The sequence below is a fragment of the Marichromatium purpuratum 984 genome (assembly GCF_000224005.2).
Lineage (GTDB): Bacteria > Pseudomonadota > Gammaproteobacteria > Chromatiales > Chromatiaceae > Marichromatium > Marichromatium purpuratum.
Window position 1 is genome coordinate 3,063,664 of sequence record NZ_CP007031.1, and the last position, 15,265, is coordinate 3,078,928.

Sequence of the window (15,265 nt, forward strand, 5' to 3'; positions counted from 1 at the left end):
TGGGAGGGGGGTGGTGGCCGGGCGCGTGGCGCCCGGCACGGCGGCGGCTAGCCGGCGAGCGTCTGCTCGCGGCGTGGGGCCTTGGTCTCGAGCGCGGCGAGCGCCCGGCTCACCGAGTCGCGGATACCCGCGACATCAAGCCCGCACTCGGCGAGCTGCTCGGCCTGGGTGGCGTGGTCGACGTTGCGATCGGGCAGTCCGAGCTGGAGCACCGGCACCACCACGCCCTCGGCGTTGAGCAGTTCGGTGATCGCGCTGCCGGCGCCACCGGCGAGGGTGTTCTCCTCCAGGGTGACCAGCAGCGCATGCTCGCGCGCCAGCGCGAGGATCAGTTCGCGATCGAGCGGCTTGACGAAGCGCATGTTGGCGACCGTCGCATCCAGCTCCTCGGCGACTTCCAGCGCCGGCGCGACCATGGTGCCGAAGGCGAGCATCGCCACCCGCTGGCCCTCGCGCACCCGCAGACCGCGCCCGATCGGCAGCGCCGGGGCAGCGGGATCGACGGCGACGCCGGGGCCGACGCCACGCGGATAGCGCACCATCGCCGGCCCGTTGAACTCATAGCCGGTCTTGAGCATCTGCCGACACTCGTTCTCGTCGGCCGGGGCCATGATCACCAGATCGGGCAGCGGGCGCGAGAAGCTGAGATCGAAACAGCCGGCGTGGGTGGCGCCGTCGGCCCCCACCAGACCACCACGATCGACCGCCAGGGTGACGTCGAGCTGCTGCAGACAGACGTCGTGGACGAGCTGGTCGAAAGCGCGCTGGAGGAAGCTCGAATAGATCGCCACCACCGGCTTGACGCCCTCGCAGGCCATGCCCGCGGCGAGCGTCACCGCATGCTGCTCGGCGATGCCGACGTCGTGGAAACGCTGCGGGAAACGCTTGGCGAACTCGCCCATCCCCGAGCCCTCGCACATCGCCGGGGTGATCGCCACCAGGCGCGGGTCGCGCGCAGCGGTGTCGCACAGCCAGGAGCCGAACACCTTGGTATAGGTCGGACCCTTGGCCTTGGACTTGCGGAACTCGCCGGTCTGACGATCGAAGGGGGTGACGCCGTGGAAGGTCACCGGCTGCCCCTCGGCGGGCTCGTAACCGTGCCCCTTGTGGGTGACCACGTGCAGCAGACGCTGCCCCGGCATGCCCTTGACGTTGCGCAGGGTCTTGAGCACCGACTCGAGGTCGTGACCGTCGATCGGGCCGATGTAGTTGAAACCAAGCTCCTCGAACAGGGTGCTCGGCATCACCATGCCCTTCATGTGCTCTTCCCAACGCCCGACCAGCTCGCGCAGCTGCGGCATGCCGCGCAGCGCGCTCTTGCTACCCTCGCGCATGCTGGTGTAGAGCTTGCCCGAGAGCAGTCGCGCCAGATGGTTGCTGATGGCGCCGACCGGCGGTGAGATCGACATCTCGTTGTCGTTGAGGATCACCGTCAGGTCGATGTCCATGGAGCCTGCGTGATTGAGCGCCTCGAAGGCCATGCCCGCGCCCAGCGCACCGTCACCGATCACCGCGATGACATTGCGGCGCTCGCCGCGCTGCTTGGCGGCGATCGCCATGCCCAGCGCGGCACTGATCGAGGTGCTGGAGTGGCCGACGCCGAAGGTGTCGTACGCGCTCTCGCCACGCTTGGGGAAACCGGACAGGCCGCCTTTTTGACGCAGGCTGTGCATGCGATCGCGCCGGCCGGTGAGGATCTTGTGCGGGTAGGCCTGATGGCCGACGTCCCACACCACGCGATCCTCTGGAGTGTCGAACACGTAATGCAGACCCAGTGTCAGCTCGACGACCCCCAGCCCAGCGGCGAGATGGCCGCCGGTACGCGACACCGTGTCGACGAGAAGGCTGCGCAACTCGTGCGCGACCTCGGGTAACTGGCTCTCGGGTAACGCCCGCAGGTCGGACGGGCTGTCGATCGAGGCAAGAAGCGGATGCCGCAACACGGCGGCGCCGGAATCACTCGGAGTGCGGTCGGGCATGGTCTGACAGGTCTGTTTTTTGGCAGGCGGACTAGTTTAGACGAATCGATTCGGCGCTGACCAACGCAAACGCAATCACACACCGAGATCCGCGCCGAACACCGACCAAGATCAGGAAAAGGTGTTTTAGTCGCCCCACCAACCCCGCCAGGCTTGCACGCCTCGATCGGCGCACCCTCAATCGGTGACCAATACCCCGGGGGAGCGCAGCACCCGACCGGCGACGGCGATCGCCTCGGTGGAGACGAAGTCGTGGAAGGCGCGCGCGGCGGGCGACAGACGCCGACCTCGGCGATAGACCAGATACCACTGACGCCGTTGCGGGAAGCCGGCGACGTCGAGGATCACCAGGCGACCGGTCTCGAGTTCGAGTTCGAGGGTGTGCAACGACACCACGCTCAACCCCAGCCCGGAGCGCACCGCCTGCTTGACCGCCTCGTTGCGGGTCATCTGCAGCCCCTGGCGGATGGTCATGCCGTGCTCGCTGAACACGCGCTCCATCGCCTGCCGCGTCCCGGAGCCCGGCTCACGCATCACGAAAGGCTCCTCGGCGAGACGCGCCAGCGGGATGGCGCTCACCCCGGCGAGCGGGTGCTCGGGGGGCGCGATCACCACCAGCGGATTGTCCATGAAGGGGTCGGCCTCGACCTCGACCCGATCCGGCGGCTGGCCCATCAGCACCAAGTCGACGGCATTGGCCTGGAGCAATTGGATCAATGACTCGCGATTGGTGATCTCGAGTTCCAGCGCGATCCCGGGATAGCGCTGTTGAAAGGCGGCGAGCAGCCGGGGCGCGAAATAGTTGACGGTACTGGCGGCGGCCAGGTGCAGACGACCACGATTGACGCCCTTGAGCGACTCCAGGACCTCTTCCATCTCCTGCAGCGAGCGATTGATCGCGCGACTGTAATGGAATAACTCGCGCCCGGCCTCGGTCAACTCGATCCGCTTGCCCAACCGCTCGAACAGCGCCAGGCCGGCCGCGTCCTCGAGTTGGCGGACCTGCATCGACACCGCCGGCTGGCTCAGGTGCAACGCCTCGGCCGCGCGGGTGTAGCTGAGGTGACGGGCCACCGCCTCGAAGACGCGTAGCTGACGCAATGACACATTCATCGTGCAGGCCCCCAGGGACGGCGGGCAATTGACCCATCTATCATAATCTATGGCTTATATTAAACATAAGCAATATTTAGTAGTAATTATAGGGTTGTTCCATATAATCGATCCCCAGGTTGCGCCCCCGGCCACACCGACCGGGTCCGGCCCAAGAATACCGGCACGCAGCAACATACCGAGCCCTATGTGGAGGACCGAGCATGGCCAAGACCTATAACGCGGGCGTCAAAGAATACCGCGAAACCTACTGGATGCCCGACTATACGCCGAAGGACACCGACCTCCTGGCGTGCTTCAAGATCACCCCGCAGCCCGGGGTGGCACGCGAGGAGGCCGCGGCGGCGGTCGCCGCCGAGTCCTCCACCGGCACCTGGACCACGGTGTGGACCGACCTGCTCACCGACCTCGACCATTACAAGGGCCGCGCCTACGCCATCGAGGACGTGCCCGGCGACGACGAGCGCTTCTACGCCTTCATCGCCTACCCCATCGACCTGTTCGAAGAAGGCTCGGTGGTCAACGTCTTCACCTCGCTGGTGGGTAACGTGTTCGGCTTCAAGGCCGTGCGCACCCTGCGTCTCGAAGACGTACGCTTCCCCATCGCCTATGTCATGACCTGCAACGGCCCGCCGCACGGCATCCAGGTCGAGCGCGACGTCATGAACAAGTACGGTCGACCGCTGCTCGGCTGCACCATCAAGCCCAAGCTCGGACTCTCGGCGAAGAACTACGGGCGCGCCGTCTACGAGTGCCTGCGCGGCGGTCTCGACTTCACCAAGGACGACGAGAACGTCAACTCGCAGCCGTTCATGCGCTGGCGTCAACGCTTCGACTTCGTCATGGAGGCGATCGACAAGGCCGAACGCGAGACCGGCGAGCGCAAGGGGCACTATCTCAACGTCACCGCCCCGACCCCGGACGAGATGTTCAAGCGCGCCGAGTACGCCAAGGAGATCGGCGCCCCGATCATCATGCACGACTACATCACCGGCGGCTGGTGCGCCAACACCGGACTGGCGCAGTGGTGTCGCGACAACGGCGTGCTGCTGCACATCCACCGCGCGATGCACGCGGTGATCGACCGCCACCCGCACCACGGCATCCACTTCCGCGTGCTCGCCAAGCTGTTGCGTCTGTCCGGTGGCGATCACCTGCACACCGGCACCGTGGTCGGCAAGCTCGAAGGCGACCGCGCCGCCACCCTCGGCTGGATCGATCTGCTGCGCGAGTCCTACATCGAGGAGGACCGCTCGCGCGGCATCTTCTTCGATCAGGACTGGGGGTCGATGCCGGGCGTCTTCGCCGTCGCCTCCGGCGGCATCCACGTCTGGCACATGCCGGCGCTGCTCGCCATCTTCGGTGACGACGCGGTGTTCCAGTTCGGTGGCGGCACCCTCGGCCACCCCTGGGGCAACGCCGCCGGCGCGGCGGCCAACCGGGTCGCGCTCGAGGCCTGCGTCGAGGCCCGCAACCAGGGTCGCGCGATCGAGAAGGAGGGCAAGGAGGTGCTCAGCGCCGCAGCCGCCCACAGCCCCGAGCTGAAGGCCGCGATGGAGACCTGGAAGGAGATCAAGTTCGAGTTCGACACCGTCGACAAGCTCGACGTCGCCCACAAGTGACCCCGGCCCCGACCAACCCGAATCATCCGAGCCGACCGACCGCAGGCTCGCCGATCGTAGAGACGAGGAGGACCCCGTCCGCGGACGGGCCCGGCAACGCCGGGGAGCAGCGCGGCGCCGCGAGGCGCACGCATAACCATAAGGGGCACCAAGTCCCACGGGCGGTGCCGCCAGCGATGGCGGCGGCGACCCGAACCACAAGATCACTCGTCGCGCCCTCGGCGCCTGTGCGGTTCCAACCATAGAGAGTGTCACCATGAGCGAAATGCAGGACTACCAATCGAGCCTCGAGGACGCGAGCAGCCGCAAGTTCGAGACCTTCTCCTACCTGCCGGCGATGAGCCCCGAGGGCATCCGCCAACAGGTCGAGTTCATCGTCTCCAAGGGTTGGAATCCGGCGATCGAGCACACCGAGCCGGAGAACGCCTTCGACCACTACTGGTACATGTGGAAGCTGCCGATGTTCGGCGAGACCGACGTCGACACCATCCTCGCCGAGGCCGAGGCCTGTCACCAGGCCCATCCCGACAACCACGTGCGCCTGATCGGCTACGACAACTACGCCCAGTCGCAGGGCGCGGCCATGGTCATCTATCGCGGCACCCCGGTCTGACCACGGCCCCGCCATCGCTTGTGACGTCACGGACGCGACCGGCGCCGGTCGCGTCCGTCCCCCGCCCGCCCAGCGTTCAAGGACTGCCCCCATGAGCGAGACCCATCGCGACCAATACCTGATCCGAGAGGAGCCCTACTACCGCACGGTCGAGGACGAGGTACGCCTCTACGAGGCCGCCTACGCCGCGCGCATGCCGGTGATGCTCAAGGGGCCGACCGGCTGCGGCAAGTCGCGCTTCGTCGAGTACATGGCCTGGCGGCTCGAACGCCCGCTGATCACCGTCGCCTGCAACGAGGACATGACCGCCTCGGACCTGGTCGGGCGCTTCCTGCTCGACGCCGACGGCACCCGCTGGCAGGACGGCCCGCTCACCGTCGCCGCGCGCATCGGCGCCATCTGCTATCTCGACGAGGTGGTCGAGGCACGCCAGGACACCACCGTGGTGATCCACCCGCTCACCGACCACCGTCGCTGCCTGCCGCTGGAGAAGAAGGGCGAGCTGGTCGAGGCCCACCCCGACTTCCAGATCGTCATCTCCTACAACCCTGGCTACCAGAGCTTGATGAAGGACCTCAAGCAGTCGACCAAGCAGCGCTTCGGCGCGCTCGACTTCAGCTATCCCGGCGCCGCGATCGAGGCCGAGATCGTCGCCCACGAGGGCGGCATCGAGCGCGACCAGGCCGACAGGCTGGTGCAGGTCGCCCAGCGCAGCCGCAATCTCAAGGGCCACGGCCTCGACGAGGGCATGTCCACCCGCCTGCTGGTCTACGCCGCCCAGCTCATGGCCAAGGGCATCGAACCCCGCGCCGCCGCCCAGATGGCCCTGGTCCGCCCCCTCACCGACGACCCCGACATGCGCGACACCCTCGACGCGGCGGTGGATACCTATTTCTAAGCGGCCAGCGGTCAGCGGTCAGCCACCAGCGGACAGCCGCCAGCCACCAGTGAGGCGGATACCAACCGCCGACAGTCGACGACAGACCGCTGGCGGCTGATAGCTGAAGGCTGGTAGCTGGTAGCTGGTAGCTGGTAGCTGGTAGCTGGTAGCTGGTAAAGCATCATGCGCGACTATCGCAAGCTGTCCGTCTGGCACAAGGCCCACACGCTGACGCTCGCCATCTACGAGACCACCCAGGGCTTCCCGTCGAGCGAACGCTTCGGGCTGGTTCCGCAGATGCGCCGCGCGGCGTCCTCGGCACCATCGAACCTCGCCGAGGGCTGTGGGCGCGGCAGCGATGCCGACTTCGCCCGCTTCGTGCGTATCGCGGCAGGATCGGTCAACGAACTCGAATACCAGTGTCTGTTGGCGCGCGATCTCCACTACCTGCCGGCAGCACACGCCGATGAGCGCATGCGCGAGTGCGCGGAGATCCGGCGGATGCTCGTCGGGCTACTCTCCTCGCTCGCCCCACCGACCCCACATCCCCCTAGCCCACGGTCAACGCCACCGGACGAGGATGCTCGATGAGCACGCGGCACCGTCCACTGGAGGCTGGTGGCTGATATCTGGAGGCTTTGCATGACCAGCGATATCCAAGACGCACTCTCCTGCCTCAAGTCCGGCGCCGAGCACGCCCAGGCGCTCGAGGCGAGCCATCACGAGGCCGCGCGCCTGCTCTCGCCGCGCGGGCTGGAGCACTATGTCACCGGCATCCGCGCGATGTGCACGCTCAACAAGGGCGACGATCTGGTGATGACCTATGTGCAGGAGATGCCCGGGGTCGCCCGCGAACTCGGCGAGGACATCATCCCCGACATCGTCGGCGCGCTGATGAAGCTCGCCTCGCACACCTCCGGCACCGTGCTCACCCTGCTGCTCGGCTCGCTCGGGCTGGCCGCCACCCGGCTCGGCGACGCCGAGCTGATGCGCGGCTATCTCGGCCTGCTCCACCAACTCGCCGGCAAGGCCCCGCGCGGCCTGCGCCCGATGCTCGAACACAGCGACGAGCTGTTCGCCAAGCTCACCCTCGGCGGGCTGCGCCGCTGGGCGCTGTGGGGCGCCCAGGCCCACGCCCGCGACCTCGACGGCCAGCTCGCCTACTTCGGCCTGGCCAGCGAGGCCTCGCGCGCGGTGCTCCAGCAGGAGCGGCGCGGCACCCTGTTCGTCGACAACCAGCGCCGTCTCAACTTCTACCTGCGCGCGCTCTGGGCGCGCGCCTTCTTCATGCGTCCGACCTCGGGCGACTACGAGTCGCGCGAGGGGCTGCGCCCCTTCATCGAGGACTTCCAGATCCATCTCCCCGATGCCTTCGACGACTGGCAGGGCATCCCCGGCGTCGACCTCTACCGCGCCGCCGCCGCCCACTGCGCCGCCCACCTGGTCTACACCACCGCGCCGCTCGACGGCGCCGGCCTGAGCCCGGCGCAGCGCTTCGTCGTCACCCTGTTCGAGGACGCCCGCGTCGAGGCCCTGGCGGTCGCCGAGTTCCCCGGCCTGCGCAAGCTCTGGGGCGCCATCCACGCCCACGCCGTCACCCTCGCGGCCAACGCCCACCCGATGCAATCGCTGCTCACCCGGCTGGCGCGTGCCCTGCTCGAACCCGAGTACCAGGACCCGGAACCGGCGATCGCCGAGAGCGCCGCGCGCTTCCATCAGCACTGCGCCACCCGCGGCACCGACAACGCCATCAGCCGCGAGGCCGGGCTCGCCTTCCACGACCGCGCGCTCGAACTGGTGGCGCTGCCGAGCCTGCGCGTGCTCGAGGACATGCCCCTGCCCTATCGCGACGACAACCGCTACTGCTGGGCCTTCGACGAGAACCTGTTCATCACCCAGGGGCTCGACTACCTGCCCGAGCGCGCGCGACAGGTGCGCCGTCAGGTCAGCGTGATGGAGATGGTCAACGAACTCGACTGCGAGCTTGCCGGCGACGACGCCCAGGAGGTGTGGAACCTCGCCACCCCCTTCTGGCTCGACCAGGAGGACTGCACCATCAACGAGCTGGAGGGCCGCGAGCCGATCTCCGAGCCCTTCCACTATCCCGAGTGGGACTACCACGTCCAGCTCTACCGCCCCGACTGGACGAGCGTGATCGAGCGCCGCCAGGAGCGCGGCGACCCGGCGCTGATGGACGAGATCCTCACCCGCCATCGCCCCATCGCCTCGCGCATCCGCCACCTCATCGACGCCCTCCAGCCCCAGGGCGTGGTGCGTCGGCGCGGCTACGAGGAGGGCGAGGAGCTCGACCTCGAAGCCGCGGTGCGCGCCATGGTCGACATCCGCCGCGGCGTCATGCCCGACCCGCGCATCAACATCCGCATCACCCGCCACGTCCGCGATCTCGCCATCGTCGTGCTGATGGACCTCTCCGAGTCGACCAACGAGAAGGTCGGCGTCAACGAGGGCGAGCCCGGCTACGACGAGGCCCCCAGCATCCTCGACCTCACCCGCGAGGCCACCGGCCTGCTCGCCTGGGCGATCGACGCCATCGGCGACGCCTTCGCCGTCCACGGCTTCGCCTCCGACGGTCGTCACGACGTCCGCTACTACCGCTTCAAGGACTTCGACCAGGACTATGGCGACGCGGCCAAGTCACGCATGGCTGGGATGCGCGGCGGGCTCTCCACCCGCATGGGCGCGGCGCTGCGCCACGCCGGCCATCACCTCGAACAGCAACCGGCGCAGAAGCGCCTGGTGCTGCTCATCACCGACGGCGAGCCCGCCGACATCGACGAGCGCGACCCGCAATACCTCCGCCACGACGCCAAGAAGGCGGTCGAGGACCTGCGCACCCGCGGCATCCACACCCACTGCCTCACCCTCGACCCCGAGGCCGACCGCTATGTCGCGCGGATCTTCGGCGAGAACGGGTACTCGATCGTCGATCAGGTGGAACGGTTGCCGGAGCGGTTGCCTGGGGTGTTTGGGGTGTTGACGGGGTGAGGGGACACCCGTAGGGCGCAATAGCGACAGCCTATTGCGCCGAAAGGAAATCACCGCTCGCTCACACCAAGGCATCCAGCGGACTCCGCACCCCCTTCCCGCCGCGATTCAGCACATGCGTATAGATCATGGTGGTCGACACGTCCGCATGCCCCAGCAATTCCTGAACCGTGCGGATGTCATATCCCGCCTGGAGCACATGGGTTGCGAAGCTATGTCGAAGCGTATGGGGCCCGACCCGCTTCGTGATGCCGGCCGCTTGCGCCGCGCGATTCACGGCTTTCTGGAGGGCCGACTCGTGCAGATGATGACGTCGCGCGGACCCGCTGCGCGGATCCTGAGAGAGCCGTCCGCTTGGGAAGACGTATTGCCACTGCCAATCCTTGGCGGCGTTCGGATACTTGCGTGCCAAGGCATCCGGGAGATAGACCTCGCCGTAACCCTCCGCCAGGTCGTTGTCATGCAGTACCTTCACGCGCGCCAATTGATCCCTCAGCTCATCCTGAGCGCGCTCCGGCAATGGAGCCACCCGATCCTTGCCCCCCTTGGCATTGCGGATCAGGATCTGGCCGTATCCGAAATCGACGTCCTGCACGCGCAGCCGGACGCATTCCATCAGCCGCATCCCCGTGCCATAGAGGAGCGATCCCATCAATTGGTGAACCCCCTCGAGCTGGTCGAGAAGCGCCGTGACCTCGGCATGCGTGAGCACCGTGGGCAGACGCCGAGGACGCTTGGCGCGGGCGAAACCACCGACATCCAGATCCTCCCTCCCCAAAACCTCGCGATAGAGAAAGACCAGGGCATTGAGCGCCAGATTCTGGGTGCTCGCGGCCACGCGCCGATCGACAGCCAGATATTCCAGAAAACGCCCGATATGCGAGGCGTCCAGATCGGTCGGATCCCGATTTCCGCTGAAGGCGATATAGCGCATCATCCAATGGACATAGGTCTGCTCGGTGCGGATCGTCATTCCACGGACCCGAATGGTCTTGACGACACGATCCAGCAGGGCCGAATGCGTCTTGCGGATCTCGGCGAAGGAATGATTCGAGTCATCCGATGAATCCACGTCCGGACTCGCCGGACCCGCTTCATAATCCCGAGCCACCGTCGGATGGCTCGGCTCCAGCCGTCGGGCCGATGCCCGCCACTGCTCCCAGTCCACCTGCTCCAGCCATTCCACGCCCGCGAGCTCGAACAAAATCCGTATAGCATCGACAATCTGGCGAAACTGCCAGTCCTTCATCTCGGTCCTCTGACCCACCTCCGTCAGATAGCGCTCGACGTCGGCAGGGCACTGCTCCGCCAGCTTCCGATCCGGAAAAGCCGCGATGTACTGCTCCGCACGCCGCACTATCCAACGGTCGAATGGAGGTTTAATCCCTGATTTTTCGACCTTTTGCACGTACCGGCGCCAAAACGACCGCACCTTTTCCTTATAGGTTGACGGGTTGTTGTCCATGGCCTAGGCTCAGCTCGTGTATGCGTAGTTGGTTGGGACGGCTACATCGCGAAATTTTGAGGATAGCGAGGGTGCGTACACGAATCATAGACACGCTATGCAGATTCTGTCTAGTTCAGAAATTAGAGAATCTGTATAGCGCAATAATTACTGATTCCGTCTAATCAACTGTTATGTAGAAAAGGAGTTCGACTAATGAGCAGTTGGGAGCTTTCAGAGTCATATGACTACGATGGGAGAAAAGTTCGTTTTGGGCGGCTGGGTGAAGGTCCACCAATGGTCCTGGTGCATGGCACCCCTTGGTCATCATTCAATCTGCGACATTTGATTCGGAAGCTGTCCGAAGAGTACACGGTCTACTTCTTTGACTTTCTGGGCTATGGCCAGTCGTGTGTGACGGAAGGCGATGTGTCGTTGGGTGTGCAAAATAAGGTTTTGGATGGCTTGCTTGCCCATTGGGAACTGGATGACCCGATTATTGTCGGTCATGACTTTGGCGGCGCAACTGCCCTCAGAGTTCACCTTCTCAATAAGCGGTCTTTTAAGAAAATCATTCTGATTGATCCGGTTGCGGTCTCTCCTTGGGGCTCGCCGTTTTTCCGCCATGTGAACAGTTATGAAGCCGCTTTTTCAGGGCTGCCCGACTATATTCACGAAGCTGTGGTCCGGTCCTATGTGCAAACGGCTGCTTTTAAGCCACTTGATGAGGCAACACTAGAGGGAATCGTTTCGTCGTGGGCTGGCGAGCAAGGTAAGACTGCTTTCTATCGTCAGATGGCTCAAGCAGACTCCAAATATACCGACGAGGTCCAGCCTCTTTACCCTACGATTACTACACACACCTTGATTTTGTGGGGGCGGGAGGATAGCTGGATACCGCTGGAGCGTGGAGAAGAGCTCCATGGCATGATCCCGGGATCGGTTCTGCGTGTGATAGATGATGCAGGCCACCTCGTCATTGAGGAGAGGCCTGATGAGTTGGTGAAGGAAATTTTGGATTTTGCTCAGGCCTAAAAACTACATAACCAGGCGCGTCACGCGGATGGCCTTTACGCCGCTCTGCTCTGTAAAGGCCACCGGTGCGCTCAGCGTTATGTGTCAAGGAGAAACATGAAGTCACATACATATAAAAGAAAGAACAAGAAGAACGATCCTGTTTACACATTTTTTAAATTAGTGAATGCTGTTAAGGTGGTTAGAGACTTTGATGATGAGTCCTTCGAGCACGTATTTCATATTGGTGATATTGTGAGTGGCAGAACTATCAATGGTTTTGATTTTGACAAAGCCATCAACAGAGGTCACAGTGTTTATGCGACAAGTAATGAGTTTCCTACATCCAATGCTCAAAGCTTGGCCAATCAAATTGACATTATTTATCAAAGTAAAAAGTCAGAACCTACCGATTTAGAGTTAGACATTTCAGAGATTATCTCTGATTCAACAAAAAGTGAGACAGAAAAAGAGGCTCTCATCAAAGCCAGAGTCGGGCAAGGTTCTTTTAGAAAAGATCTTCTTATAATGTGGGGTGGGTGTGCTGTCACGGGGTGTACAACTAGCGAGCTTCTCATCGCAAGCCATATCAGACCTTGGAAGTCATCCACTGACGATCAACGCCTTGATAAATTTAATGGCTTCTTACTATTAGCAAATATTGATAAAGCGTTTGACTCTGGGCTTATCAGTTTTGATTCCTCCGGAAAAATTCTAATTTCCCCTTATTTTACTGACTACAAGGTTGCCGGAATTGATGAAAATATGGCTATCAATATTCAAAAAGAGCATGAGACTTATCTAAGTTATCATCGAACGGCGGTTTATAAAAACACATAACAAGAAAATTAAATCGGACTAAAAACGCTTGGCTTAGTTCGCTGCGCTCACAAGTATAGCCAAGCATTTTTAGCCGTTTATTTGAGCGTTAGGCTTACAGAGAGAGTACCAAAAGACACCCACTTACCGTTGACGCTCCCAAGGCCCTCTCCTACGCTTCCCCCAAAACCTCCAGCGGAGGAGATGCACCATGACTCGTCCCCGCGCCGCGCTCGTCTCCTTGTCCGATACGCCTTGGTATCACGTCGTCACGCGTTGCGTGCGCCGGGCCTATCTCTGCGGCTTCGATCGGTTGACGGGGCGGAGCTTCGAGCATCGGCGCGGGTGGGTGGAGTTGCGGTTGCGTCAGCTCGCGGGGGTGTTCGGATGGAGAGTAAAGGACACCCACTTACTTACCGTATAAGGACACCCACTTACCGTTGACGCTCCCAAGGCGCTCTCCTACGCTTCTCCCAACACCCCCAGCGGAGATGCCCCATGACTCGTCCCCGCGCCTCGCTCGTCTCCTTGTCCGATACGCCCTGGTATCACGTCGTCACGCGGTGCGTGCGACGCGCCTATCTCTGCGGCTTCGATCGGCTGACGGGGCGGAGCTTCGAGCATCGTCGCGGCTGGGTGGAGTTGCGGTTGCGCCAGCTCGCGGGGGTGTTCGCGATCGATGTCGCGGCCTATGCGGTGATGAGCAATCACGTGCATCTGGTGGTGCGGGTGGATGCCGATCGGGCTGCGGGGTGGTCGGATACCGAGGTGTTGCGGCGCTGGCGGTGTCTGTTCCGGGGGCCTGTAGTAGTGGAGCGGTTCCTGTCACCGGCGACGCGGACGGAGATGACCGAGGCGGAGCTGGATGGGGTCGCGGAATTGATCGCGACCTACCGGGCGCGGCTAGCGGATCTCTCGTGGTTCATGCGGGTGCTGAACGAGTCGATCGCGCGGATGGCGAATCGGGAGGACGGAGTTCGGGGGCGATTCTGGGAGGGACGCTTCCGTTCACAGGCGATCCTCGACGAGACGGCGCTGTTGGCGGTGATGGCCTATGTCGATCTCAACCCGATTCGGGCGGGGATTGCGGAGACGCCGGAGGAGAGTGCGCATACTGGGATCGCGGCGCGGATCGCTGCCTTGCGGACGAGCGATGAAGGCATGACGGAGGGGCGGCCCACTAACGTACAACGCTCAACGCCTGAGACCATCGACGCCTCGCCAGCAGCACACACGACCACCGACCACACCGACACCTCACCGAACGCCTGCAGCGACAACCGCCGGGAGGCCGCGCTCGACCGCCTGCCTCCAGCCCCACTGATGCCTTTCGGCAATCCCGCCGAGGTCCCCGCCGTCGTTCCTTTCACTCTCGACGACTACCTGCCCCTGGTCGATTCACTCGGCCGCGCCCTGCATCCACGCAAGCGCGGATCGATCCCGGCGGAGCTGCCCGAGATCCTCTCCCGACTCGGCATCGCCCCCGAGCGCTTCGTCGAGCATGCCGGTTTTCTGCTCAAGGGCTTCGGCGCAGCGATCGGCGCACCGCAGCGACTGACGGCACTCGCCGCGCAGCGCGAGTGTCGTTATCTACGGGGCGTGCGACACGCCAAAGCCCTCTTCTCCACGCCAGCAACGGCCAATCCCTCAGCTACCGCGGCATAATCCTCGTCTCTTTTGAGTTTTTTGGATATCCGCCTGGGTTTCTCCTGGCGAGATAATCCCAGGCAATCTACCCAATTAACGTCCACTTAATCATTAAGGTGAAAGAGGCACACAAAGAGAAAAAACCTATGCCGACAGTCAAAGAGCACTACGACAATGTCCTCTCGGACGTCTACGCTTGGATGTGTGGCGGATTCACGGCCGGCATCCAGAAGAACATGGACTTCTTCGAAACACGTAAAATAACCCCAACTCGCTCCGGCGTGGCGATTGACCTCGGGGCAGGCTGTGGCTTCCAGTCCATCCCACTAGCCCGAGCAGGATTCTCCGTAACCGCCATCGATACCGACAGAAAACTACTGGACGAATTGAGGCGTCACTCTGGAGAACTACCGATTAGCGTCATCCAGGAAGACATTGTCGACTTTGACAAACACACCGGCGGCAACGCCGAACTCATCGTTTGCATGACAGACACACTCATTCACCTCGAATCCGAAGACAGAGCAAGAACCCTTTTCAGGAAGGTCATCTCGTCGTTGGAGGAAGGTGGAAAGTTCGTAGTCACATTTCGCGACCTGTCACCTGAGCTTTCCGAACTCGACCGATTCATCTTGGTGAGGAGCGATAAAAACATCATCTTCACTTGTTTCCTTGAGCACGAACGAGACACGGTCAAGGTTTACGATCTCGTCCACATGAGAGAGGGCGAGCAATGGACACTCAACAAGAGTTATTACAGAAAGCTTAGGCGGTCGAAACAGTGGATAGATGAACAGCTCTCAAGCATCGGCTTCAGCAACATAGACTCCACCGTTGACAAAGGATTCGTTACCGTAATAGCAACCAAGTGAAACAAAACATCGAACAATTCCGCATCGACAAAGAACACCTGTTTGTCATCGACGCCTCATGAAAGCGCAGCGTGACCCCGGCAAGGCTGTCCGACTTCTTCACCCGACTCGGCATCGCCCCGAGCGCTTCGGCGAGCACGCGGATTTCCCGCTCAAAGGGTCCGACGCGGTGACAGATGATCCGGCGGCGACTGCATCGCCCTCCCCCGTCCCCGGCCAATACTCCGTATCGCGGGACCGATAGCATCGGTGCCGC

General features: G+C 63.0%; 12 protein-coding genes and 1 pseudogene. 10 read left to right on the forward strand and 3 right to left on the reverse strand.

What is annotated here, in order from left to right:
* Positions 1-47: 47 nt before the first annotated feature.
* Entirely contained in the window at positions 48-1,979 is a 1,932-nt protein-coding gene (gene dxs, locus MARPU_RS13315; protein ID WP_005221371.1) for a 1-deoxy-D-xylulose-5-phosphate synthase, read from the reverse strand.
* Between the two features lie 177 nt (positions 1,980-2,156).
* Positions 2,157-3,092, reverse strand: coding sequence for a LysR family transcriptional regulator (locus MARPU_RS13320; RefSeq protein WP_005221370.1), 936 nt, complete (start codon positions 3,090-3,092; stop codon positions 2,157-2,159).
* A gap of 203 nt (positions 3,093-3,295) precedes the next feature.
* On the opposite strand from MARPU_RS13320, the gene MARPU_RS13325 reads away from it, so the two are divergent.
* The 5 genes from MARPU_RS13325 to MARPU_RS13345 all read left to right on the forward strand — a co-directional run bounded on the left by MARPU_RS13325 (position 3,296) and on the right by MARPU_RS13345 (position 9,213).
* Positions 3,296-4,714, forward strand: a complete 1,419-nt coding sequence (locus tag MARPU_RS13325; RefSeq protein ID WP_005221369.1) for a form I ribulose bisphosphate carboxylase large subunit — start codon at positions 3,296-3,298, stop codon at positions 4,712-4,714.
* 256 nt (positions 4,715-4,970) lie between these two features.
* On the forward strand, positions 4,971-5,327 hold the full coding sequence (locus MARPU_RS13330; protein WP_005221368.1) for a ribulose bisphosphate carboxylase small subunit: 357 nt from the start codon (positions 4,971-4,973) through the stop codon (positions 5,325-5,327).
* 91 nt (positions 5,328-5,418) lie between these two features.
* Positions 5,419-6,225 carry a CbbQ/NirQ/NorQ/GpvN family protein gene (locus MARPU_RS13335; RefSeq protein WP_005221365.1) on the forward strand — a complete coding sequence of 269 codons (807 nt, stop codon included), beginning with the start codon at positions 5,419-5,421 and terminating at the stop codon, positions 6,223-6,225.
* Positions 6,226-6,390: 165 nt separating this feature from the next.
* Positions 6,391-6,798 carry a four helix bundle protein gene (locus tag MARPU_RS13340; RefSeq protein WP_005221363.1) on the forward strand — a complete coding sequence of 136 codons (408 nt, stop codon included), beginning with the start codon at positions 6,391-6,393 and terminating at the stop codon, positions 6,796-6,798.
* A 51-nt stretch (positions 6,799-6,849) separates the two neighbouring features.
* Positions 6,850-9,213 (forward strand): nitric oxide reductase activation protein NorD, encoded by a 2,364-nt coding sequence (locus tag MARPU_RS13345; RefSeq protein ID WP_005221362.1) that lies wholly within the window; start codon positions 6,850-6,852, stop codon positions 9,211-9,213.
* A 61-nt stretch (positions 9,214-9,274) separates the two neighbouring features.
* On the opposite strand, the gene MARPU_RS18095 is transcribed toward MARPU_RS13345, so the two are convergent.
* Positions 9,275-10,678 (reverse strand): integron integrase, encoded by a 1,404-nt coding sequence (locus MARPU_RS18095; protein WP_005221360.1) that lies wholly within the window; start codon positions 10,676-10,678, stop codon positions 9,275-9,277.
* A gap of 195 nt (positions 10,679-10,873) precedes the next feature.
* Between MARPU_RS18095 and MARPU_RS13355 the strand changes: the two genes are divergently transcribed.
* From MARPU_RS13355 to MARPU_RS13365, 5 genes and pseudogenes are all read left to right on the forward strand, one after another.
* Positions 10,874-11,692: an alpha/beta fold hydrolase gene (locus tag MARPU_RS13355; protein ID WP_005221358.1), complete on the forward strand. Its 819-nt coding sequence runs from the start codon at positions 10,874-10,876 to the stop codon at positions 11,690-11,692.
* A 96-nt stretch (positions 11,693-11,788) separates the two neighbouring features.
* Positions 11,789-12,511 carry an HNH endonuclease gene (locus MARPU_RS17320; RefSeq protein WP_005221356.1) on the forward strand — a complete coding sequence of 241 codons (723 nt, stop codon included), beginning with the start codon at positions 11,789-11,791 and terminating at the stop codon, positions 12,509-12,511.
* A gap of 190 nt (positions 12,512-12,701) precedes the next feature.
* Positions 12,702-12,875, forward strand: a pseudogene (locus MARPU_RS18035) (Type I secretion system protein TolC); the annotation flags it as partial.
* A 113-nt stretch (positions 12,876-12,988) separates the two neighbouring features.
* The gene (locus MARPU_RS13360) at positions 12,989-14,155 is read left to right on the forward strand and encodes a transposase (protein ID WP_005221352.1); all 1,167 of its coding nucleotides are present in this window, start codon (positions 12,989-12,991) and stop codon (positions 14,153-14,155) included.
* Positions 14,156-14,283: 128 nt separating this feature from the next.
* Entirely contained in the window at positions 14,284-15,009 is a 726-nt protein-coding gene (locus tag MARPU_RS13365) for a class I SAM-dependent methyltransferase (RefSeq protein ID WP_005221351.1), read from the forward strand.
* Positions 15,010-15,265: the final 256 nt, after the last annotated feature.

What these genes read in the sequence shown, in the direction of transcription:
- dxs (WP_005221371.1), bottom strand. Translation starts at nt 1,979, where the DNA reads ATGCCCGACCGCACTCCGAGTGATTCCGGCGCCGCCGTGTTGCGGCAT.
- MARPU_RS13320 (WP_005221370.1), bottom strand. Translation starts at nt 3,092, where the DNA reads ATGAATGTGTCATTGCGTCAGCTACGCGTCTTCGAGGCGGTGGCCCGT.
- MARPU_RS13325 (WP_005221369.1), top strand. Translation starts at nt 3,296, where the DNA reads ATGGCCAAGACCTATAACGCGGGCGTCAAAGAATACCGCGAAACCTAC.
- MARPU_RS13330 (WP_005221368.1), top strand. Translation starts at nt 4,971, where the DNA reads ATGAGCGAAATGCAGGACTACCAATCGAGCCTCGAGGACGCGAGCAGC.
- MARPU_RS13335 (WP_005221365.1), top strand. Translation starts at nt 5,419, where the DNA reads ATGAGCGAGACCCATCGCGACCAATACCTGATCCGAGAGGAGCCCTAC.
- MARPU_RS13340 (WP_005221363.1), top strand. Translation starts at nt 6,391, where the DNA reads ATGCGCGACTATCGCAAGCTGTCCGTCTGGCACAAGGCCCACACGCTG.
- MARPU_RS13345 (WP_005221362.1), top strand. Translation starts at nt 6,850, where the DNA reads ATGACCAGCGATATCCAAGACGCACTCTCCTGCCTCAAGTCCGGCGCC.
- MARPU_RS18095 (WP_005221360.1), bottom strand. Translation starts at nt 10,678, where the DNA reads ATGGACAACAACCCGTCAACCTATAAGGAAAAGGTGCGGTCGTTTTGG.
- MARPU_RS13355 (WP_005221358.1), top strand. Translation starts at nt 10,874, where the DNA reads ATGAGCAGTTGGGAGCTTTCAGAGTCATATGACTACGATGGGAGAAAA.
- MARPU_RS17320 (WP_005221356.1), top strand. Translation starts at nt 11,789, where the DNA reads ATGAAGTCACATACATATAAAAGAAAGAACAAGAAGAACGATCCTGTT.
- MARPU_RS13360 (WP_005221352.1), top strand. Translation starts at nt 12,989, where the DNA reads ATGACTCGTCCCCGCGCCTCGCTCGTCTCCTTGTCCGATACGCCCTGG.
- MARPU_RS13365 (WP_005221351.1), top strand. Translation starts at nt 14,284, where the DNA reads ATGCCGACAGTCAAAGAGCACTACGACAATGTCCTCTCGGACGTCTAC.